The sequence below is a fragment of the Streptomyces phaeofaciens genome (genome assembly GCF_014648915.1).
Taxonomy (GTDB): Bacteria; Actinomycetota; Actinomycetes; order Streptomycetales; family Streptomycetaceae; genus Streptomyces; species Streptomyces phaeofaciens.
The window spans coordinates 92911-113190 of record NZ_BMSA01000029.1; the positions used below are offsets into that span (position 1 = coordinate 92911).

General features: G+C 72.5%; 14 protein-coding genes. 7 read left to right on the forward strand and 7 right to left on the reverse strand.

Features of this window, described 5'->3' with window-relative positions; translation table 11 throughout:
* Positions 1–28: 28 nt before the first annotated feature.
* A complete protein-coding gene (locus tag IE275_RS36505; protein ID WP_189716953.1) occupies positions 29–961 on the reverse strand; it encodes a helix-turn-helix domain-containing protein in 933 nt (310 codons plus the stop codon).
* Between the two features lie 49 nt (positions 962–1010).
* Here IE275_RS36505 and IE275_RS36510 point away from each other — a divergent pair, with 49 nt between their 5' ends.
* Positions 1011–1646, forward strand: coding sequence for a GNAT family N-acetyltransferase (locus tag IE275_RS36510; RefSeq protein ID WP_189716954.1), 636 nt, complete (start codon positions 1011–1013; stop codon positions 1644–1646).
* Here IE275_RS36510 and IE275_RS36515 read toward each other — a convergent pair whose 3' ends face one another.
* The 6 genes from IE275_RS36515 to IE275_RS36540 form a co-directional block, all read right to left on the reverse strand.
* Complete coding sequence (locus tag IE275_RS36515) at positions 1647–2834, reverse strand: YncE family protein (protein WP_189716955.1); 1188 nt, start codon at positions 2832–2834, stop codon at positions 1647–1649.
* A complete protein-coding gene (locus tag IE275_RS36520; RefSeq protein ID WP_189716956.1) occupies positions 2834–3628 on the reverse strand; it encodes a polysaccharide deacetylase family protein in 795 nt (264 codons plus the stop codon). The genes IE275_RS36515 and IE275_RS36520 overlap by 1 nt, the downstream gene beginning before the upstream one ends.
* Positions 3629–3779: 151 nt before the next feature.
* Positions 3780–4283: an ATP-binding protein gene (locus IE275_RS36525; RefSeq protein WP_189716957.1), complete on the reverse strand. Its 504-nt coding sequence runs from the start codon at positions 4281–4283 to the stop codon at positions 3780–3782.
* A gap of 288 nt (positions 4284–4571) precedes the next feature.
* Entirely contained in the window at positions 4572–5339 is a 768-nt protein-coding gene (locus IE275_RS36530; RefSeq protein ID WP_189716958.1) for an enoyl-CoA hydratase/isomerase family protein, read from the reverse strand.
* A gap of 80 nt (positions 5340–5419) precedes the next feature.
* Positions 5420–6670, reverse strand: a complete 1251-nt coding sequence (locus tag IE275_RS36535) for a L,D-transpeptidase (RefSeq protein WP_229870967.1) — start codon at positions 6668–6670, stop codon at positions 5420–5422.
* Between the two features lie 168 nt (positions 6671–6838).
* On the reverse strand, positions 6839–8080 hold the full coding sequence (locus IE275_RS36540; RefSeq protein WP_189716959.1) for a L,D-transpeptidase: 1242 nt from the start codon (positions 8078–8080) through the stop codon (positions 6839–6841).
* Between the two features lie 152 nt (positions 8081–8232).
* On the opposite strand from IE275_RS36540, the gene glgX reads away from it, so the two are divergent.
* The 6 genes from glgX (at position 8233) to IE275_RS36570 (ending at position 20021) form a co-directional block, all read left to right on the forward strand.
* A complete protein-coding gene (gene glgX, locus IE275_RS36545; protein ID WP_189716960.1) occupies positions 8233–10467 on the forward strand; it encodes a glycogen debranching protein GlgX in 2235 nt (744 codons plus the stop codon).
* A 124-nt stretch (positions 10468–10591) separates the two neighbouring features.
* A complete protein-coding gene (locus tag IE275_RS36550; RefSeq protein WP_189716961.1) occupies positions 10592–12373 on the forward strand; it encodes an ABC transporter ATP-binding protein in 1782 nt (593 codons plus the stop codon).
* Entirely contained in the window at positions 12370–14229 is a 1860-nt protein-coding gene (locus IE275_RS36555; protein ID WP_189716962.1) for an ABC transporter ATP-binding protein, read from the forward strand. The genes IE275_RS36550 and IE275_RS36555 overlap by 4 nt, the downstream gene beginning before the upstream one ends.
* Positions 14230–14244: 15 nt before the next feature.
* On the forward strand, positions 14245–15957 hold the full coding sequence (locus IE275_RS36560; protein ID WP_189716963.1) for an ABC transporter transmembrane domain-containing protein: 1713 nt from the start codon (positions 14245–14247) through the stop codon (positions 15955–15957).
* Positions 15954–17738, forward strand: coding sequence for an ABC transporter ATP-binding protein (locus tag IE275_RS36565; RefSeq protein WP_189716964.1), 1785 nt, complete (start codon positions 15954–15956; stop codon positions 17736–17738). Before IE275_RS36560 ends, IE275_RS36565 begins: the two co-directional genes overlap by 4 nt.
* 237 nt (positions 17739–17975) lie before the next feature.
* Positions 17976–20021, forward strand: a complete 2046-nt coding sequence (locus IE275_RS36570) for a M4 family metallopeptidase (protein WP_189716965.1) — start codon at positions 17976–17978, stop codon at positions 20019–20021.
* The last annotated feature ends 259 nt before the right edge of the window (positions 20022–20280 follow it).

Genomic DNA, 20280 nt, shown 5'->3' on the forward strand with positions numbered 1-20280 from the left:
GCTTGCCGTCGTACTGACGCAGGTCAGATTAGCCGTCCGTGCGAGCCTCCAGCGCGGCGACCACCCAGGCGAACTCCTCCCGGTGGGCCGCCGCGGGCCCGTGGCCGTTCACGATCCCCAGCAACTCCCGGTAACGGGCCACCTGGTCGTTCGCGTGGGACGTCAGGCGTTCGAGGACCTGAGCCGGGTCCGCGTCACCGAGCAGCTCGCGCAGCACCTCCGCCGCCTGCGGGGAGTCGGGGGCGATGCCGCCCTCGCGCGCCCGCGCCCCCAGCTGCACCAGCCGCCGGGCGAACCACAGCGACGCCCCGGCGGGCACCTCGGGCCCCCGGTCCGCCGCGTTGAACTCGGCCGCCTTGCGCATCTGCGCCCGGAACCCCGGGTCCTGGAGCAGCTCGGCCAGCTCCACCCAGGCGTCCACCTGCTCGGGCGTGGGATCGTCCGGCAGGTCCACCACGGTGGCCCTCATCCGCTCCCGGATCACCGGGTCCGCCGCCCGGAGTCCGTGGAACATCTCGTCCACGAACTCCTCCAGGATCCGTCCGCGTTCGGCCGCCGACAGCCGGGCCAACTTGTTCATCAGGGTCGTCTCCTCCGCACTCGCACCGCGTCGCGCCACGGACGACAGCACCGCGCGGGTCACCTTGAGCTGGGGGTCCCCCCTCTGGGGGAGGATCTGCGCGTCCAGCGCGGACACGTGCGCCGCCGCGACCTGGGCGACCGTCCGCTCCCCCGCCAGCACCCGGCGCACATCGGTCAGGCCGAGGCCCAGCTCGCGCAGGGTGCGGATCAGTTCCAGGCGGGCGGCGGAGCCGGCGTCGTAGAGCCGGTAGCCGCCGGTGGAGCGGGCCGCCGGGGTCAGGACACCCTCGTCGGACCAGTAGCGGATGGTGCGCACGGTCAGTCCGGTGGCGCGGGCCAGCTCGCCGATGGTGAGAAGTCCGGTGCCGTCGTCGATCATGTCTGGGAGTCTGGGCCTTCCAGTGGGTGGAGACTCAAGGGGCGGTGCGGTGGAGACGTTGCGGGACATTCTCGACGGGGCCGCGCACGGCGTCTTCCCCCCTCAGGACGGCCGGACGAGGGTCGTCCCGCAGATGTCCCCGCGCGACGCGGGCGTCCTCGCCTTCACCGCGCACTCGGTGGTCTTCACGGACGAGGACCCCGCGTGGGTGGACGAGGCGTTGCGGGCCGTGGACTGCGACGCGCTGTCCGCGTCGATGCACCCGCGATTCCTGGCCGCGCTGATGGAGCGCACGGGGCGCACGGCCGAGACGATCGACGCGATGCTGGTGGGCTCCCCGCTGCCGGGCGGGCCGCCGCTGCCGCTGACGGAGATCGAGGACCGGGGCCATCCCCGCATCCGTTACGCGCTCCGTCGGCGCCACGACGTGCGCGCGTGGTCCGCGGACGGCGGGGTGCTGGTCACCGGGCGCGGGATCGGCGGACGGCTGGAGGTCTCGGCCGAGGTCGGGACGGCGCTGCGGCACCGGGGGCTCGGACGGCTGCTGGTGACCGCCGCGCGGCACCTCGCCACGGAGCCGGTGTGGGCGCAGATCGCCCCGGGGAACGCCCGCAGCGTGCGGGCGTTCCAGGCGGCGGGGTATGTGCCGGTGGGCGCGGAGCTGCTGCTGACCGCCCGCCGGTGACTACCGGAAGATGCCGGTGTGGCCGAGGGAGTAGCGGCCGGGCTGAGGGTAGACGGCGAGGCCGTGCGGGCCGCTGCCGACGGGGATGCGGGCGAGCTGCCTGCCGGTGCGGGTGTCGATGGCGTACACCTCGGCGTCGTAACGGCCGGACAGCCACAGGACCTTGCCGTCCGCCGAGACGCCGCCCATGTCGGGGCTGCCGCCGTCGGGCAGGTGCCACTTCCTGGTGACCTTGTCCGCGGCGAAGTCGAAGACGGAGACGGAGCCCTCGCCGCGGTTGGAGACGTACATCTCGCGGGAGTCGCGGCTGACGTACAGTCCGTGGGCGCCCTTGCCGGTGGGCAGCAGGGTCGGCTTGCCGAAGGTGTCGCCGTCGATCACCCACATCCCGTCGGCCATCATGTCGGCGATGTAGAACCGCTTGCCGTCGGGGGCGACCTTGACGTCCTGGGGCATGGCGCCCTCGAAGGGCAGTTTCTGCTGCCCGACGACCTCCATCCGCTCGGTGTCGACCTTCAGCAGTTCGCCGCTGAACTCGCAGGAGACGATGAAGTACCGGCCGTCGCGGGAGAAATCGGCGTGGTTGACGCCGTAGCAGGTGACCGGCTCGGTCTTGATCCGCTTCATGGTGTGCGGGTCGCGGAAGACGAGTTCGCGGTCCAGGGAGGCCATCACGATCGCGTACTTGCCGTTGGGCGTGAAGTAGAGGTTGTACGGGTCGTGCACCTCGACCTCCTTGCCCGCCCTGCCGGTCTTCGGGTCGATGGGGGTGAGGGTGTGCCCGCGGTTGTTGTTCACCCAGAGCGTCTTCAGGTCCCAGGAGGGCACGACGTGCTGCGGCTGCTGGCCGACGTGGAGGGTGTCGACGACCTTGTACGTCTTCGGGTCGATGACGGTGACCGTGTCGGACTCGGTGTTGGGGACGTAGACGCGGGACGGGAAGTCCTTGACGACCGGGGAGAGCCGGTTCGGGCGGTCGGCGGCGTAGACGTCCTTGGAGTCGAGGACCGGCGGCATGCCGGGCAGCCCCTCGACGGCCGGCTTCTTCGGCTTGGCCGGGGCGGGGGCGGCGGCCTTGACGGCCCGGTGGGTGCCGCCCGGGGAGTCGGTGCCGCAGGCGGCGAGGGCGGTGACGGCGGTGAGGGCGGTCCCGGTGAGCAGGGCGCGCCTGAGAAGTGTGGGGTGCATCAGCTGAACAGCTCCGTGGTGGTGACCGCGCGCAGTCCGCGGCGGTGCAGTTCGTCCAGGACGGCGGGGAGCGCGGCGACCGTGTCCGCGTAGCCGAAGTGCAGGCTCACGACGGATCCGGCGCGGACCTCGTCGAGGACGGCGCGGGTGACGGCGGGGGCTCCGGGCGAGGTGAAGTCGAGGGGGTCGACGTCGTAGGAGAGCACGTGGGGGTAGCCGGCCCGGCGGGCCAGGGTCTCGACGAGCGGGGAGGCGCGGGCGGTGCGGGAGGGGCGGAACCAGGTGCCGACGGACCCGGTGAGCCGCTTCAGGCGTGCGGCGCATTCGGCGATCTCCCGGGCCGCGTCCGCCTCGGACATGGCGTTGATGTCGAGGTGGCGCTGGGTGTGGTTGCCGAGGTCGTGGCCGCCGTCGAGGATCCGGCGGGCCATGTCCGGGTGTTCGTCGAGCCAGGTCCCGACGGCGAGCACGGTGATCCGGGCCCCGTGCTGTTCGGCCTCGCCGAGCAGCGCGCGGGCGGTGGCGGGATCCCCGTTCCCGTGGAAGGTGAGGGCGACCCGGGGGCGGGTGCGGGGGCCGTGGGTGAGCTGGGCCGGCTGCCCGGGGAAGCGGCGCGGGGACGGGGCGGGGCGGGGTCCGGCGGCGGGGCGCCGCGGGGACGCGCGTGTGGCGTCCGGCGCGGGGTGTGCGACGGCGCCGGTCGAGGCGCATCCCGCGGCGAACGCAGCTGCGGCGGCGAGTCCGGCGGCTGTGCGCAGGGCCGTTCGGCGGTCTGTCGGGGTCACCCGCACCATTTAAGGCGAGTTGAGGTGCAAATCGGGCGATTGGTCCGTTCGGCGGCCGGTTGGCGCGCCCCCGGGGAGCGACGGCCGACGGTGAACAGGGGGGCGGAGCGCGGACGCGGAACCCGGCCGCCCGATGCCGGAACGGTCCGCCGGACACGGCCTAGCGGTCCGCGACCCGCATCTCGAACCAGGTCGTCTTCCCGCGTGGCAGCAGGTCGACGCCCCAGCGGTCGGAGAGTTTGTCGACGAGGAAGAGGCCGCGGCCGCTGATGTCCATCTCCTGGACCGGCATCAGACAGGGCAGCCCTCGGGACGGATCGCGGACCTCGATGCGGATCCAGCCGCGTCGACGGCGCATCCGGAGCCCGAACACCCGTGCACCGGTGTGCCGTACGGCGTTGCCGACGAGTTCGGAGACGAGCAGCACCGCGTCCTCGGTCATCCGGGGGCTGAGGCCCCAGTGGCGCAGGACGACGACCTGGGTGAGCCGGCGGGCGGTGGCGGCGGACTCGGGGCGGGACGGCAGGGGAACCTCACCCTCCGTCGGATTGCCGAACAACTCCAGCGCCTTGAGCGCCCGTTCGTCCTCGACCGCCGGCGACCAGCGCGCCGCGGCCACACGCCCGTGCCCTCGCGGCTGTTCGATACCCTCCAGCCCCGCCATGCCCCCATCATGGCCGTCCGGCGCCTCCTCCGGGGCCGTTCCGGGGGAATACGCCCCCCGTGCGACTCCGGTCCGCGCACCTCGGTAGGCATATGCCAGAGGCAGCGCGGTGTCTTGCACGGGGCCACTGACCTGCGGCGACGACAGGTCCGGAGGCGACCGCCGGACTCCCTCGACAAGGCAGGCTTAAGGTTGGCTTAAGGTTCCCATAAACCGCCCCATCGAGGGAACCGGATCAGACGCCGCGTCAATTGCAAGTGATTCCGGCCGGATTCACAGAGACGTGCCTCACAGGAACTTGGCCTTGCCCGGGCCCTCCGCCACGAAGCTCCGCATGCCGATCTCCCGGTCGGCGGTCGCGAACAGGCCCGCGAACCAGTTCCGTTCGACCGCGAGGCCGGTGTCGATGTCCGTCTCCAGGCCCGTGTCGATCGACTCCTTCGCCGCCCGCAGCGCGAGCGCCGGCCCCTGCGCCAGCTTCGCGGCCCAGGCATGCGCCTCCGTGTACACCTCGGCGGCCGGGACCACCCGGTCCACCAGGCCGAGCGTCAGCGCCTCGTCCGCCTTGACCATCCGGCCCGTGAAGATGAGGTCCTTCGCCCGGGACGGGCCGACCAGCCGGGCCAGGCGCTGGGTGCCGCCCGCGCCGGGGATGAGGCCGAGCAGGATCTCCGGCTGGCCGAGCTTGGCGTTGTCCCCCGCGATCCGGAAGTCCGCGCACAGGGCCAGCTCGCAGCCGCCGCCCAGCGCGTACCCCGTCACGGCCGCGACGACCGGCTTGGGGATCCTGGCCACCGCCGTGAAGGAGTCCTGGAGGGCGCGGGACCGCAGGACCATCGCCGTGTGGTCCATGGCCTGCATCTCCTTGATGTCCGCGCCCGCCGCGAACACCTTCTCCCCGCCGTAGACGACGACGGCCCGTACGTCGTCGCGGACGGCCGCCTCCTCGGCCACTTCCTTCAGCCGGTCCTGGGTGGCGATGTCCAGGGCGTTCATCGGCGGGCGGTCGAGGCGGATGGTGCCGACGCCCTCGGAGACTTCGAGATTCACGGTCATGGCAGCAGGTTAACGGCCACTAACGCCGGTGGGCCCGGTGCCGTGAGTCACAGCACCGGGCCCACCGTCGGCCGGAAGGGCTACTTCGTCCATTCCGCCCAGGACAGGTTCCAGCCGTTGAGGCCGTTGGCCGGGTCGACCACCGGGTCGGTGGAGTTCTTCACGACCACCACGTCGCCGACCATCGAGTGGTTGAAGAACCACGCGGCCGGCACGCCGCTGTCGTAGCCGCCGCGCACGTCCCGCAGGCCGATGCAGCCGTGGCTGGCGTTGTAGTTGCCGAAGGCGCCGCCGCCCCAGTAGTTGCCGTGCACGAACGTGCCGGAGTTGGTCAGGCGCATGGCGTGCGGCACGTCCTTGATGTCGTACTCGCCGTCGTAGCCGACCGTGTCGCCGTTCATGCGGGTCACGGTGAACTTCTCACTGATGACCATCTGGCCGTTCCAGGTGGCGTAGCCGGGCTTGCCGGTGGTGACCGGGATGGTCTTGACGACCTTGCCCTCCTGCATCACCTTCATCGTGTGCTTCTTGGCGTCCACGACGGACACCTGGTCACGGCCGATGGTGAAGGAGACCGTCTTGGCCTGCTTGCCGTAGACGCCCTTGCGGCCCTCGACGCCGTCGAGGTTCAGCTTCACCGTGACCTTGGTGCCGGCCTTCCAGTACTTCTCGGGCCGGAAGTCGAGGCGGTCGTTGCCGAACCAGTGGCCCTGGACGTCCACGGCCGGCTCGGTGGTGATCTTGATGGCCTTCTCGACGTCGTCCGGCTTGGTGATGCCCCGGGTGAAGCGGACCGAGAACGGCATGCCGACGCCGACCTTGGAACCGTCCTCGGGCGTGAAGTTGCCGGTGAAGGTGTTCTGCGGGCTCAGCGTGGTGAAGGAGGAGTCCTCGGCCGCCGTCCGGCCCTCGGAGTCCTTCGCGACCGCGTGCACCTGGTACTTGGTGGACGCCGAGAGATGCGTGGCGGGCGTCCAGCCGCTGCCGTCGGCCGAGATCTCGCCGTCGATCTTCGTGCCCTCGTCGTCCTTGACGGTGACCTCGGTCAGCTTGCCCTTACTGGCCGTGACCTTGAGGGTGCCGCTGGTGTCGACGTCCTTGGCGCCCGTCTTCGGCGCGATCGTGACGACGGCCACCGACTGCTTGCTCTCCGCCGCGGCGGTGCTGCCCTTGTCGTCCTTGCCCTTCCCCTCGGACCCCGAGTCCGATCCCCCGCCTCCGCCGCAGGCCGTGACGGCCAGCAGCGCACCGCCGACGATCACCGCCCACCGCTTGTTGCGGCCGCGTGAGCGTCCACCTGCCGACGCCCCCGATATCGGTCGCACGTTCACAGTCGTTCTCCCCTCGCAAGGCCTGGTCAGGCCCCCACCCCAGCGCGTCCCGCGCGATCACTGGCGCATATTAACCTCACGGTTTTGAGCGCCGTGTCAGGTCAATGTCACCGTTCCGTCGCAACTTGGACCATCGACCGCGAAGATGGTTGCACCGGGGAGCGAAGTTCAGTCGACCGAACCGTCGTCCGTCCACTCCTCCCAGTCCATGTTCCAGCCGCCGAGCCCGTTGTCGGGGGCGACCTCCTTGTCCTTGCTGTGGACGACCTCGACGACGTCCCCGATGAGCGAGCGGTCGAAGAACCAGCCCGCGGGCGTGTCCGAGCCGCCGCCCTTCACATCCCTGAGCCCCACGCAGCCGTGGCTGACGTTGGCGCTGCCGAAGACGTCCTCCGCCCAGTAGTTGCCGTGCAGGAAGGTGCCGGACTCGGTCAGCCGCATGGCGTGCGGCACGTCCGGGATGTCGTACTCGCCCTTGCCGTTCTTCTTCTTGAAGCCGACGGTGGCACCGTTCATCCGGGTCAGCTCGAGCATCTCGGTGACGACCATCTTCCCGTTGTACGTCGTCGTCTTCGGCGCGCCCGCCGTGATGGGCACGGTGGCGATCAGCTCGTCGTCGCGGCGCACCTGCATGGTGTGCCGGGCCGCGTCGACGAGGGAGACCTGGCTGCGGCCGACGGTGAAGGCGAACGTCTTGTCCTGGAGCCCGTAGACACCGGGCGCGCCCTCGACGTCACGCAGCCGCAGCGCGACGGTGACCCGGGTGCCGGGCTTCCAGTACTCCCGGGGGCGGAAGTCGAGGCGGCCGGCGCCGAACCAGTGCGGCCGGATCTCGACGGCCGGGTCCGCGGTGACCTGGACGGCCCGTTCCACGGCCGCCCGGTTCTCGATCTCCCGGTTGAACTCCAGGGAGACGATCATGCCGGTGCCGACGGTGGAGCGGTCCTCCGGGGTGACGTACCCGATGAAACGCTCCTCGGGGACCTGGGTGGTGAAGGTGGTGTGGCGGGCGGAGCGGTTGCCGTCGCCGTCGAGGGCCACCGTGTCGACCGTGTAGCGGGCGGCGAGGGCGAGCCGGTCGTCGTCGGGCCGCCAGGACAGTCCGTCGGCGGAGATCCGGCCGGGCACCCTCGTCTCCTCGGCGTCCTGGGAACGGACGACCTTCACCGACTCCAGCCGCCCGTCCGGCACCCGCACCCGCAGCCGGGTGCCGGGACCGACGCCCTTCGCCCCGTCGTCCGGGACGACCCGGACGACATCCTCGGGGGCCGGCGCCTTGCCCAGCATCCGGTCGAGCCCGGCGCCGCTCTCCCCGGTGCAGCCGGCCGCCCCGGCCAGCAGTCCTGCCCATGCCACTACGGCGGCCACTGCGACCCTCGCGCGCCGTGCGCGCCCATGTACGTGCCTCACGACATGTCCAACGACCGGGCACGCTCCCGGGAAACGTGAGTGCGAGGCACGCTCTGGGCAGAACAGGGGGGAGGACGACGCGACGGGGAGCAGCGGCCGGGACGCCGTTGCGCTGTGACCATGTCGTTCCACGAGCCGCGGGAGGCTGAACGGTGTCCAGCGCAGCCGAGCAGGAGACGGTGGCGGAGGGGCGCGTCGCGCCCGCGGCCGTCGTGAACGGTGCGTCGCACAGGACGCCCGGCGTGCCCGTGTGGCCGGGTGCGCCCATGCCGCTCGGCGCCCGGTTCCGGGCCGGTCCGGACGGGGTCGCGGGGACCAACTTCGCGCTGTGGGCGGGCGGGGCCGAGGCGGTCGAGCTGTGCCTGTTCGACGCGTCGGGCAAGGAGACCCGGGCCCGGCTCACCGAGCTGACGCACGAGATCTGGCACGGCTTCGTCCCGGGTGTGATGCCGGGCCAGCGCTACGGCTACCGGGTGCACGGCCGCTGGGACCCGTGGACCGGCGGCCGCTGGAACCCGGCGAAGCTGCTCCTGGACCCGTACGCCCGCGCGGTGGACGGCGAGTTCACCCTGCCGCCGGAGGTGTACGGGCACGTCCGCGACTGGCCGCAGCAGCAGGTCGCGGACACCGTGCGCGACGAACGCGACTCGGCGCCGTACGTCCCGAAGGGGGTCGTCGTCCACGACGACGACGACTGGGCCGACGACCGCCGGCCGAAGACGCCGTGGGCGGACTCGGTGATCTACGAGGTGCACGTCAAGGGCTTCACCATGCGCCACCCGGGGATCCCGCCGGAGCTGCGGGGCACGTACGCGGGGCTGGCGCACCCGGCGGCGGTCGAGCACCTGGTGAAGCTGGGCGTGACGGCGGTGGAGCTGCTGCCGGTCCACCAGTTCGCGCACGAGGACCATCTGCTGCGCCGGGGCCTGGCGAACTACTGGGGCTACAACTCCGTCGGCTACTTCGCCCCGCACGCCGGATACGCCTCCGCCGGCACCCGGGGCGAGCAGGTCGGCGAGTTCAAGCGGATGGTGCGGGCGCTGCACGCGGCGGGCATCGAGGTGATCCTCGACGTGGTCTACAACCACACGGCGGAGGCCGGCGAGCTGGGCCCGACGCTGTCCCTGAAGGGCATCGACAACCGGGGCTACTACCGGCTCCAGTCGGACGCCCGGCGGTACGCGGACTACACGGGCTGCGGGAACACCCTGCACGTGGTGCAGCCGCACGTGCTGCGGCTGATCACGGACTCGCTGCGCTACTGGGTCACCGAGATGGGTGTGGACGGCTTCCGGTTCGACCTGGCCGCCGCGCTGGCCCGGTCCATGCACGACGTGGACATGCTGTCGCCGTTCCTCGCGGTGATCGCGCAGGATCCCGTGCTGCGGCGGGTGAAACTGATCGCCGAGCCGTGGGACGTGGGCTCGGGCGGCTACCAGGTGGGCGCCTTCCCACCCCTGTGGACCGAGTGGAACGACCGGTACCGCAACGCGGTGCGGGACTTCTGGCGGGGCGCGCTGCCGGACGTGCGGGAGATGGGCTACCGGCTGTCGGGCTCCAGCGACCTGTACGCCTGGGGCGGGCGGCGGCCGTACGCGTCGGTGAACTTCGTGACCGCGCACGACGGCTTCACCCTGCGGGACCTGGTGTCGTACGAGCGCAAGCACAACGAGGCGAACGGCGAGGGCAACCGGGACGGCACGGACGACAACCGCGCCTGGAACTGCGGCGCGGAGGGGGAGACGGACGACGAACGGGTGCGGACGCTGCGCCGCCGGCAGCTGCGCAATCTGCTCACCACCCTGCTGCTGTCGACGGGCGTGCCCATGCTGGTCGCGGGCGACGAACTGGGGCGCACCCAGGGCGGCAACAACAACGCGTACTGCCAGGACAACGAGATCGGCTGGGTCGACTGGGACCTGCTGGCGGAACCGGGCTGGAAGGCCCTGTTCGACCTGACGGCCCGGCTGATCGCGCTGCGCCACCGCCATCCGGTGCTGCGCCGGCGCGCGTTCTTCTCCGGCCGGGCGCACTCGGCGGACGGGCTGCGCGACCTGGCGTGGTTCACAGCGCGGGGCACGGAGATGACGGAGGGGGACTGGTACGCGCCCGCCGGCACCCTCGGCATGTACCTCTCCGGCCGGGACATCCCGGGCCGGGACGAGCGAGGGGTCCCGATCACCGACGACAGCTTCCTCGCCGTCCTGCACGCCGGCGACCGCCCGGTGAGCTTCGTCCTGCCGGGGCCGCCGTGGGCCGAGCGGTACGAGGTGGTCGTGGACACCTCCCGGGAGGACCAGGCGGAGCCGCCCGCGGTCCACCACCGGGCGGGCGCGGCGGTGACGGTGCCGGCCCGGGCGGTGCTGCTGCTGCGGGTGGCGGGGTGAGACCCGGGATTCACCCGAAGGGCGGACGACGGGTCGAACACGCAGGTCGTAGGACCAAGGCCCGAGCGCGGCCCGGCCAAAACTCGGTGGGCGTCGTCAGTGGCGTTCCGTAGGCTCGCTGCTGATGGCCACGACACCTGAACCCACCAAGGACCGGTCCGCGGTACGGACGTTGCTGCGCCTGTGGCCGTATGTGCGGCCGGTGCGGACGCGCCTGTTCACCGCCGCGTTCGTCGCGGTGGTCGCCTCCTGCACGGGCCTGGTGATCCCGCTCGTCCTGAAGTGGATGGTGGACGGGCCGGTCGCCGACGGGGACACCGCGGGCATCTGGCTCGGCGCCCTGTACCTGCTGCTCCTCGGGTTCGCGGAGGCCGGGCTGTTCGGGCTGCGGCGGTGGCTGGTGGCGCGGCCGCTGTCGAACGTCGAGGCGGAGATGCGGGCCGATCTGTACCGGCGCCTGCAACGGCTCCCGGTCGCCTTCCACGACCGCTGGGCCTCGGGGCAGCTGCTGTCGCGGGGCACCACGGATCTGATGCTGCTGCGCATGTTCCTGGCGTTCCCGCTGACGTTCCTGCTGGTCAACTCGGTCACGATCCTCGTCGGCGTGATCATCATGCTGCTCCAGGACTGGACCCTGGGCCTGGTGATCCTGGGCCCGGCCCTCCCGGTGATGGTGATGTGCGTGATCTTCGAGCGCCGGTACGCGGTCGTGGCCCGGCGCGCGCAGGACCAGGTCGGCGACCTGACCACGGTCGTCGAGGAGAGCGTCCTCGGGATCAGGATCATCAAGGGCTTCGGCCGCCACCGCAGCCAGGCCCGCGCCTTCCGCGACCTGTCGGCCGGCCTGCGCGGCACCGAACTGCGCAAGGCGCGGCTGCTCGCGACCATCTGGGCCGTCATCGTGACGCTCCCGGAGGTGGCGATCGGCGCCGCCCTGGTGCTGGGCTCGGTCCAGGTGGCGGACGGCGAGCTGTCCGCGGGGACCCTGGTGGCGTTCCTGTCCACGGCCCTCGCGCTGCGCTGGCCGGTGGACTCGATCGGCTTCCTGCTCGCCATGAGCCAGGAGGCGGCCACCGCCACCGAGCGGTACTTCGAGGTGATGGACGAGCGGCCGGAGGAGGAGTCCGGCTCCGGTACGGAACCGGCCACCGGGGACGGCGGGCTCCGCTTCGACGGGGTCGTCTTCCGCTACCCGGACGCCGAGCCCGGCTCCCCGCCCACCCTCGACCGGATCGACCTGCACATCAGACCCGGGGAGTCGATGGCCCTGGTCGGGGCCACCGGCAGCGGGAAGACCACGCTCACCGCGCTCGTGCCCCGACTGCACGAGACGACCGCCGGACGGATCACGCTCGACGGCGAGGACATCACCGCGATGCCGCGCGCCGAGCTGCGGGCGAAGGTCGCCGTCGCCTTCGAGGAGCCGACGCTGTTCTCCGCGAGCGTCGGGGAGAACGTCCTGATGGGCGCGGACGGCTCGGCGGGCGCCGCCGAGCTGGAGCGGGCGCTCGGCGTCGCGCAGGCCGCCTTCGTGCACCAGCTGCCGCAGGGCACCGCCACCCAGGTCGGCGAGCAGGGCCTCAGCCTCTCCGGCGGGCAGCGGCAGCGGCTCGCGCTCGCCCGGGCGGTCGTCGGCACGCCGCGGTTCCTCGTGCTCGACGACCCGCTCTCCGCGCTGGACGTCCACACGGAGGCCGCCGTGGAGGCCGCGCTGCGCCAGGTCCTCGCCGGCACCACCGCGCTGATCGTCGCCCACCGTCCGTCGACCGTGCTGCTCGCCGACCGGGTCGCCCTGCTCTCCGGCGGCCGGATCACCGCCGTCGGCACCCACCAGGAACTGCTGCGCGGCAACGCCGAGTACGCCCACCTCATGTCCGGAACCGGCCGCCAGGAGGACGACCGATGACCGCCCCCACCACCTCCTCCCCCACCACCGACGACGCGCCGGACGACCTGGGCCCGCGGGCCGCCGGCGACCCCTTCGACCACGACGTCCTGCCCACCCCGCCGGGCGCCACGGGGACGCTGCTGCGCTCCCTGCTCGCCCCCATGAAGGCGCGGGTGGCGCTCACCACGCTTCTGCTGCTGCTTCAGCAGGCGGCCGTGCAGGCGGGTCCGCTGCTGGTGGCCTACGCGATCGACCGGGCCGTACCGGCCTTCCGGGCCGACGACCACGGACCGCTGATCGCGGTGGGCGCCGGCTATCTGCTGTGCGCGCTGCTCTCCGGCGGGCTTCAGTACGCGTTCCTGATCGCGGCCGCCCGGGTCAACCAGGACGTGCTGCTCGATCTGCGGGGCCGGATCTTCCGGCACGCGCAGGCGCTGAGCGTCGACTTCCACGAGCGCTACACCTCGGGCCGGCTCATCTCCCGCTCCACCACGGACGTGGAGTCGCTGCGCGAGCTGCTCGAGGAGGGTCTCCAGGAGCTGGTGACCGTCATCCTGTCGTTCCTCTACATCTCGGCGATGCTGCTCTGGCTGGATCTGGGGCTCGGCGCCGTCGCGGTGGCCTCCTTCGTACCGCTGTACCTGTTGGTGCGGACGTACCGGCGGCGGGCCGCGCGGGTGTACACGGCGCGGTCCACGGCGATCGCGGCCGTGATCGTGAAGTTCGTGGAGACGATGAACGGCATCCGCCCGGTGCGCGCGTTCCGCCGGGAGGCCGCCAACGACGCCGACTTCCGGGTCCTGAACCGGCGGCACGAGCGCACCAACGGCGACGCGCTGATCGAGATGGCCCGGTACGTGGTCGGCTCCCGGCTGGTCGCCAACACGGCCGTCGCGGCGATCGTGCTGTGGGGCGCCCACCGGGTCTCGGACGGCTCGCTGGAGCTGGGTGTGCTGGCCGCCGCCGTGCTGTACCTGCGGCGCCTGTACGACCCGATCGACCGGCTCGGCATGTTCCTCAACTCCTACCAGTCGGCGGCCGCCTCGCTGGAGAAGATCGCCGGGCTGCTCGCGCAGACGCCGTCCGTGCCGGAGCCGTCCGTGCCCCGGGAACTGCCCGCGCCGCCCGGCGAACTCCCCGGCCGCGAGGTCGTGTTCGACGGAGTCGCCTTCGGCTACCGCACCGGCGGCGAGGTGCTCCCCCGCTTCGACCTGACCCTGCCCGCCGGGCAGACCGTCGCCGTGGTCGGCTCGACCGGCGCCGGCAAGTCGACGCTGGCCAAGCTGCTCGCCCGGTTCTACGACCCGACGCGGGGGCGGGTGCTGCTGGACGGGGTCGACCTGCGCGAGCTTGCGGTGCCCGAGCTGCGGCGCGGGGTGGTCATGGTGACGCAGGAGGCGTTCCTGTTCTCCGGCACGGTCGCCGAGAACATCGCCATCGGGCGGCCGGACGCGTCCCGGGAGGAGATCGAGCGGGCGGCGAAGGCGATCGGCGCCCATGAGTTCATCAGCGCCCTGCCCGACGGCTACGACACGGACGTCCGCAAGCGCGGCGGCCGTATCTCCGCCGGTCAGCGGCAGCTCGTGGCGTTCGCGCGGGCGTTGCTCGCCGATCCGGCGGTGCTGATCCTGGACGAGGCGACCAGCTCACTGGACGTGCCCGGGGAGCGGGCCGTGCAGAGCGCGATGGCGACGGTCCTCAAGGGCCGTACGGCGGTGGTGATCGCGCACCGGCTGTCGACCGTGGAGATCGCCGACCGGGTGCTCGTCATGGAGCACGGACGGATCGTCGAGGACGGCGGCCCGGCCGAACTCATCGCCGGCACCGGCCGGTTCGCGGATCTGCACCGGGCCTGGCGGGACAGTCTGGCCTGACGATCGGGGGAGCCTGTGGTCGACGCGTACGAGGATCCCGGGTCGCCCGACCGCCGGGGCGGCTGGGCGTATCTGGCCTGGCTGGTGCGGTGCCAGCCGGGCCGGGCGCTGGCCGGCGCGGTGCTGGCCAGCGTCTGGATGGTGCTGCTGGCGGTGGCTCCGTATCTGCTGTCGCGGGCGGTGGACGACGGGCTGGAACCCGGTGACGCGGCCGCGCTGGCGGGCTGGACGGCCGCCCTGTTCGTGGTCGGGGCGGCCAACTCCTGGGTGAGCATCATGCGGCACCGCACGATGACCCGGCTGCGTATGGACGCCTACTTCCGCACCGTCAAGGTGGTCGTCGGGCAGGCGGTCCGGCTGGGTGCCGCGCTGCCGCGCCGGATCGGCACCGGGGAGATCGTCACCATCGGGGTGGGCGACGTGCAGACCATCGCGAACGCGCTGACGGTGATCGGGCCGGGTGTCGGCTCGGTCGTCGTGTACGTCTTCGTCGCCGGGCTGCTGCTGTCCGTCTCGCCGCTGCTGACGGCGGTCGTGCTGCTGGGAATGCCGGTGATCGCCGTGCTCGTCGGGCCGCTGATGGCGCGGCTCCAGGGCGCGGAGAGCGAGTACCGGGAGCGGCAGGGCGTGCTCACCTCACGGATCGGCGATCTCGCGGGCGGGCTGCGGGTGCTGGGCGGGCTGGGCGGGAAGGACCTGTTCGCGGACGCCTTCCGGCGGGACTCGGCGCGGCTGCGGGAGCAGGGCTACCGGGTGGGCGCGGTCACCAGCTGGATGCAGGCCCTCGGCATGGGCCTGCCGACGCTGTTCCTCGCCGTGGTGACCTGGCTGGCGGCCCGCACGGCCGTCCGGGGGGACATGACGGTGGGCCAGCTGGTGTCGGTGTACGGCTATGTCGCCGTGCTGGTCGGCCCGGTGGCCTTCCTCGTCGACATGGGGTACGAGCTGAGCCGGGGTGTGGTCGCGGCCCGGCGGGTCGTACGGCTGCTGCGGCTGGAGCCCGATCCGGACACCGGCACCGCCGACGCGCCCGCCGAACCGGCGGCGCTGTACGACCCCGCGTCGGGCGTCCGGGTGGCGCCGGGCCGGCTGACCGCGCTGGTCGGGGCGCGCCCCGCCGAGCTGACCGCCGTCGTCGACCGGCTCGGCCGGTACGGTCCGACCGATGTCACCTGGGGCGGGACCCGACTCGACGCGATCGCGTTGCCCCAGGTCAGAGCCGGGATCCTGGTCGCGGACAACGAGGCCGACCTGTTCGCCGGAAGCCTGCGCGAGGTGGTGGGCGGCCGGCGGGAACCCGAGCCGGCGCAGGTGCGGGAGGCGGTCCGGGCGGCCGCCGCCGAGGACGTCGTGCGGGGGCTGGCGGAGGGTCTCGACGCGCCCGTGGCGGCGCAGGGCCGCAGTCTCTCCGGGGGCCAGCGGCAGCGCGTCCGGCTGGTGCGGGCACTGCTCGCCGACCCCGCGGTGCTGCTGGCGCTCGAACCGACGTCGGCGCTCGACGCGCACACGGAGGCGGCGGTGGCCGAACGGCTGCGGGCGGCCCGGGCCGGACGGACCACGGTCGTCACGACCACGTCCCCGCTGGTCCTCGACCACGCGGACACCGTGCTCTACCTGGTCGACGGGAAGGTGGCGGCAAGCGGTGGCCACCGTGACCTGCTGGAACGGGAGCCGGGGTACCGGGTGCTGGTGGCGCGGGACACGGCCGAGGCCGAGGTCGAGGGATGACGCGGGAGGAGACACCGAAGGAGACGGCGCAGGGCCGGCTGCCCGTCGCCGGGGCCGCTCAGGTGCGGCGGGCGGCCGTGCGGCTGGTGCGGGCCGACGGGCGGGCCTTCGCGGGGGTGCTGCTGCTCAACGTGCTCGCCGCCGCGGCGAGTCTCGCCGGGCCCTGGCTGCTCGGGCGGATCGTCGACGTGGTGCGGACCGGGGCCGGGGTGGGGGCCGTGGACCGGCTGGCGGTCGCGATCGTGGTGTGCGCGGGGGCGCAGCTGCTGCTGGCCCGCTGGGCGCGGTACGCGGGGCACCGGTTCGGTGAGCGCACGCTGGCGCGGGTGCGGGAGGAGTTCGTCGAGCGGGCGCTGGCGCTGCCGGCGTCGGTCGTGGAGCGGGCCGGCACCGGTGATCTGACCACGCGAGGCACCGCCGACGTGGCGGTGGTCGGCACCACCCTGCGCGACGCCGGGCCCGAGCTGCTGGTCTGCTCGGTGCAGGCGCTGCTGGCGCTCGCCGCGGTGTTCGTGATCGACCCGCTGCTCGGGGCGGTGGGGGTGCTCGGGCTGACGCCGATCTGGTGGGCGCTGCGCTGGTATCTGCGCCGGGCCCGTTCCGGTTATCTCGCGCAGGGGGCGGCGGACTCGGACGTCGCCGAGGTCCTGGCCTCGACGGCGGCCGGGGCGCGGACGGTCGAGGCGTTCCGGCTCCGGGAGCGGCGCACGGCGGCGAACCGGGAGTCGCTGGCGGGCGCGCGCCGGGCCCGGCTGCACACCCTGTATCTGCGGAGCGTGTTCTTCCCGGTGGTCGAGGTGTCGTACACGCTGCCGGTGGCGGGCGCGCTGCTGGTGGGCGGGGTGCTGCACGCGCGGGGGGTGACGAGCCTCGGGGCGGTGGTGGCGGCGGCGCTGTATCTGCGCCAGTTCGCCGATCCGCTGGATCAGATCCTGGTGCGGGTGGAGCAACTCCAGTCCAGTGGCGCCTCGTTCGCCCGGGTGGAGGGGCTGGCGGCGGCGCCGCGCGCACCCCGGCGGGCGGACGCCCCGGTTCCGGTGGATGACCGGATCGACGTCACCGGGGTGCGGTACGCCTACGGGCGGGGCGGCGAGGTGCTGCGCGGGGTCGATCTGACGGTGCGGCCCGGGGAGCGGCTGGCGGTCGTGGGGCCGTCCGGGGCGGGCAAGACCACGCTGAGCCGGCTGCTGGCGGGCGTGGACGCGCCGAGCTCGGGCACGGTGACCGTGGGCGGGGTGCCGGTCGCGGAGCTGGCGCCCGAGACGCTGCGCCGGCAGGTCGTGCTGGTGACGCAGGAGCACCATGTGTTCCTGGGGACGGTCCGCGACAACCTGCTGATCGCCGAACCGGCCGCGTCCGACGACGCGTTGTGGGCGGCGCTGGCCGCGGTGGGCGCGACCGGCTGGGTGCGGGAGCTGCCCGGCGGCCTGGACGCCCCGCTGGGCGGCTCGCGGTGCCGTACGGACGGTGCGCAGGCGCAGCAGCTCGCGCTGGCCCGGGTGGTGCTGGCCGACCCGCACACGCTGATCCTGGACGAGGCCACGGCGCTGCTGGACCCGGCGACCGCCCGGCACACCGAGCGGGCCCTGGCCGCCGTGCTGAAGGGCCGGACCGTCATCGCCGTCGCGCACCGGCTGCACACCGCGCACGACGCGGACCGGGTGGCGGTGATGGAGGGCGGGCTGCTCACCGAACTCGGCACGCACGAGGAACTCGTGACCGCGGGCGGGGCGTACGCGGCGCTGTGGCGGACGTGGCACGGGGAGCCCGGCGGGGCCTGAGAGTCACCCCCTCCTCCGTATATCGAACATGAACTACCGGACAACGGAGCTTTTCCGGCCAAATTTCTGACGCGCTCCTGACAGAGAGCGCAATCCCCTGCCACTCTTCCCTCTGCTACTTCACAGCAACCCCACAGCTTCACGTTCTGCGTACCGCCTTTGTCGTGCCGGGCCGGCCCACCCGCCGTCCGGTCTCCCCAGGCCGCGTGATCCGTGGCCGCGCAGAAGGAGTCAGTGTTGAGAAGCAGTTCCTCTCGCAGACGCACCTCCCACACCCCGCCCCGCAAGGCCGCGGCCGTCGCCCTGGTCGGCGTCGCCGCGCTCATCGCCGCCGCCGTGCAGACCGGCGGCGCCACCGCGGCCCCCCAGCAGGCGCCGTCCGCCGCGGGCAAGGTCCTGCCCGGCGCCGAGTCGGTCCGGCTCACCCCCGCCCAGCGCGCCGAGCTGATCCGCACCGCGGACGCCGCCAAGGCGGACACCGCCAAGGAACTCGGCCTGGGCGCCAAGGAGAAGCTGGTCGTCCGGGACGTCCTGAAGGACGGCGACGGCACCCTGCACACCCGCTACGAGCGGACCTACGCCGGACTGCCGGTCCTCGGCGGCGACCTGGTCGTCGAGTCGACCGCGGCCGACGCCACGGAGTCCGTCGTCAAGGCCACCCGAGCGAAGATAGCCCCGGCCACCACCACCGCCGCCGTGCCCGCCGCCAAGGCCGAGGCGCAGGCGCTCGGTGCCGCGAAGGCGGAGGACGCCAAGAGCCCCGACGTGAACCGGGCGCCGCGCAAGGTGATCTGGGCCGCGAACGGCACGCCGACCGTGGCGTACGAGACGGTCGTCGGCGGGTTCCAGCACGACGGCACCCCGCAGGAACTGCACGTCATCACCGACGCCACCTCGGGCGCGAAGCTGTACGAGTGGGAGGCGATCGAGACCGGCACCGGCAACACGGTCTACAGCGGTCAGGTCGCCCTGACCACCACCCAGTCCGGGTCGACGTACAACCTCACCGACGGCGCGCGCGGCGGCCACAAGACGTACAACCTCAACCGCGGCACGTCCGGCACCGGCACGCTCTTCTCCGGGCCCGACGACATCTGGGGCAACGGCAGCGCCTCGAACCTGGAGTCGGCCGGCGCCGACGCCCACTACGGCGCACAGCTGACCTGGGACTACTACAAGAACGTGCACGGCCGCTCGGGCATCCGCGGCGACGGGGTCGGCGCGTACTCGCGCGTCCACTACGGCAACAACTACGTCAACGCGTTCTGGTCCGACAGCTGCTTCTGCATGACGTACGGCGACGGCTCCGGGAACTCCAACCCGCTGACGTCGATCGACGTGGCCGCCCACGAGATGACCCACGGTCTCACCTCCAACACGGCCGGCCTCAACTACAGCGGCGAGTCCGGCGGTCTGAACGAGGCGACCTCCGACATCTTCGGCTCGACCGTCGAGTTCTACGCCAACAACTCCTCCGACGTCGGTGACTACCTCATCGGCGAGGAGATCAACATCAACGGCGACGGCACCCCGCTGCGCTACATGGACAAGCCCAGCAAGGACGGCGCGTCCAAGGACAGCTGGTACTCCGGCATCGGCTCGATCGACGTGCACTACTCCTCGGGCCCCGCGAACCACTTCTTCTACCTGCTGAGCGAGGGCAGCGGCACCAAGACCATCAACGGTGTCACCTACAACTCGTCCACCTCGGACGGCCTTCCGGTCACCGGCATCGGCCGCGACAAGGCGGAGAAGATCTGGTTCCGCGCGCTGACCACGAAGTTCACCTCGACCACCAACTACGCGAGCGCCCGCACCGGCACCCTCGCGGCGACGGGTGAGCTGTACGGCACCACGAGCGCCGAGTACACGGCCGTGCAGAACGCCTGGGCGGCCATCGCGGTCGGCTCGCGTCCCGGCGGCGGGGGCGGCGGCACCTCCTTCGAGAACACCGCCGACGTGTCGATTCCGGACAACGGCGCGGCGGTCACCTCGCCGATCACCGTCTCCGGGCGGACCGGCAACGCGCCGTCGAACCTCGCGGTGGCGGTGGACATCGTCCACACCTACATCGGTGACCTCCAGGTGCAGCTGGTCGCGCCCGACGGCACGGCGTACACGCTGAAGGCGTACGGCACCGGCGGCAGCACGGACAACCTCAACACCACGTACACGGTGAACGCCTCCTCCGAGGTCGCCAACGGTGTGTGGCAGCTGAGGGTCCAGGACAACGCGGCCATCGACACCGGCTACATCAACAGCTGGAAGCTCACCTTCCCGTAGGCCCGGAACACGAGCGAAGCGCCGCCCCGGAGGTGGATCCTCCGGGGCGGCGCCCTCTTTTTGCCAGCCGCTTACCCACGCCCTGTTGGCGCTTTACCCAGGTCAAGTCGGTTTACATTCCGGCAATGTTCACCCGTTCGTCGATTTTGAGCCAACATCACATCGGGGTCCTGACATGTACGCGACCTGATGCGAGGCTTCCTCACACCCGCCGCACAACTTCACAGCCGTCACGGCCGGCCACCCCACGCCGACCGGG

What these genes read in the sequence shown, in the direction of transcription:
- IE275_RS36515 (WP_189716955.1), bottom strand. Translation starts at nt 2,834, where the DNA reads ATGCACCCCACACTTCTCAGGCGCGCCCTGCTCACCGGGACCGCCCTC.
- IE275_RS36505 (WP_189716953.1), bottom strand. Translation starts at nt 961, where the DNA reads ATGATCGACGACGGCACCGGACTTCTCACCATCGGCGAGCTGGCCCGC.
- IE275_RS36555 (WP_189716962.1), top strand. Translation starts at nt 12,370, where the DNA reads ATGACCGCCCCCACCACCTCCTCCCCCACCACCGACGACGCGCCGGAC.
- IE275_RS36520 (WP_189716956.1), bottom strand. Translation starts at nt 3,628, where the DNA reads ATGGTGCGGGTGACCCCGACAGACCGCCGAACGGCCCTGCGCACAGCC.
- IE275_RS36530 (WP_189716958.1), bottom strand. Translation starts at nt 5,339, where the DNA reads ATGACCGTGAATCTCGAAGTCTCCGAGGGCGTCGGCACCATCCGCCTC.
- IE275_RS36565 (WP_189716964.1), top strand. Translation starts at nt 15,954, where the DNA reads ATGACGCGGGAGGAGACACCGAAGGAGACGGCGCAGGGCCGGCTGCCC.
- IE275_RS36525 (WP_189716957.1), bottom strand. Translation starts at nt 4,283, where the DNA reads ATGGCGGGGCTGGAGGGTATCGAACAGCCGCGAGGGCACGGGCGTGTG.
- IE275_RS36550 (WP_189716961.1), top strand. Translation starts at nt 10,592, where the DNA reads ATGGCCACGACACCTGAACCCACCAAGGACCGGTCCGCGGTACGGACG.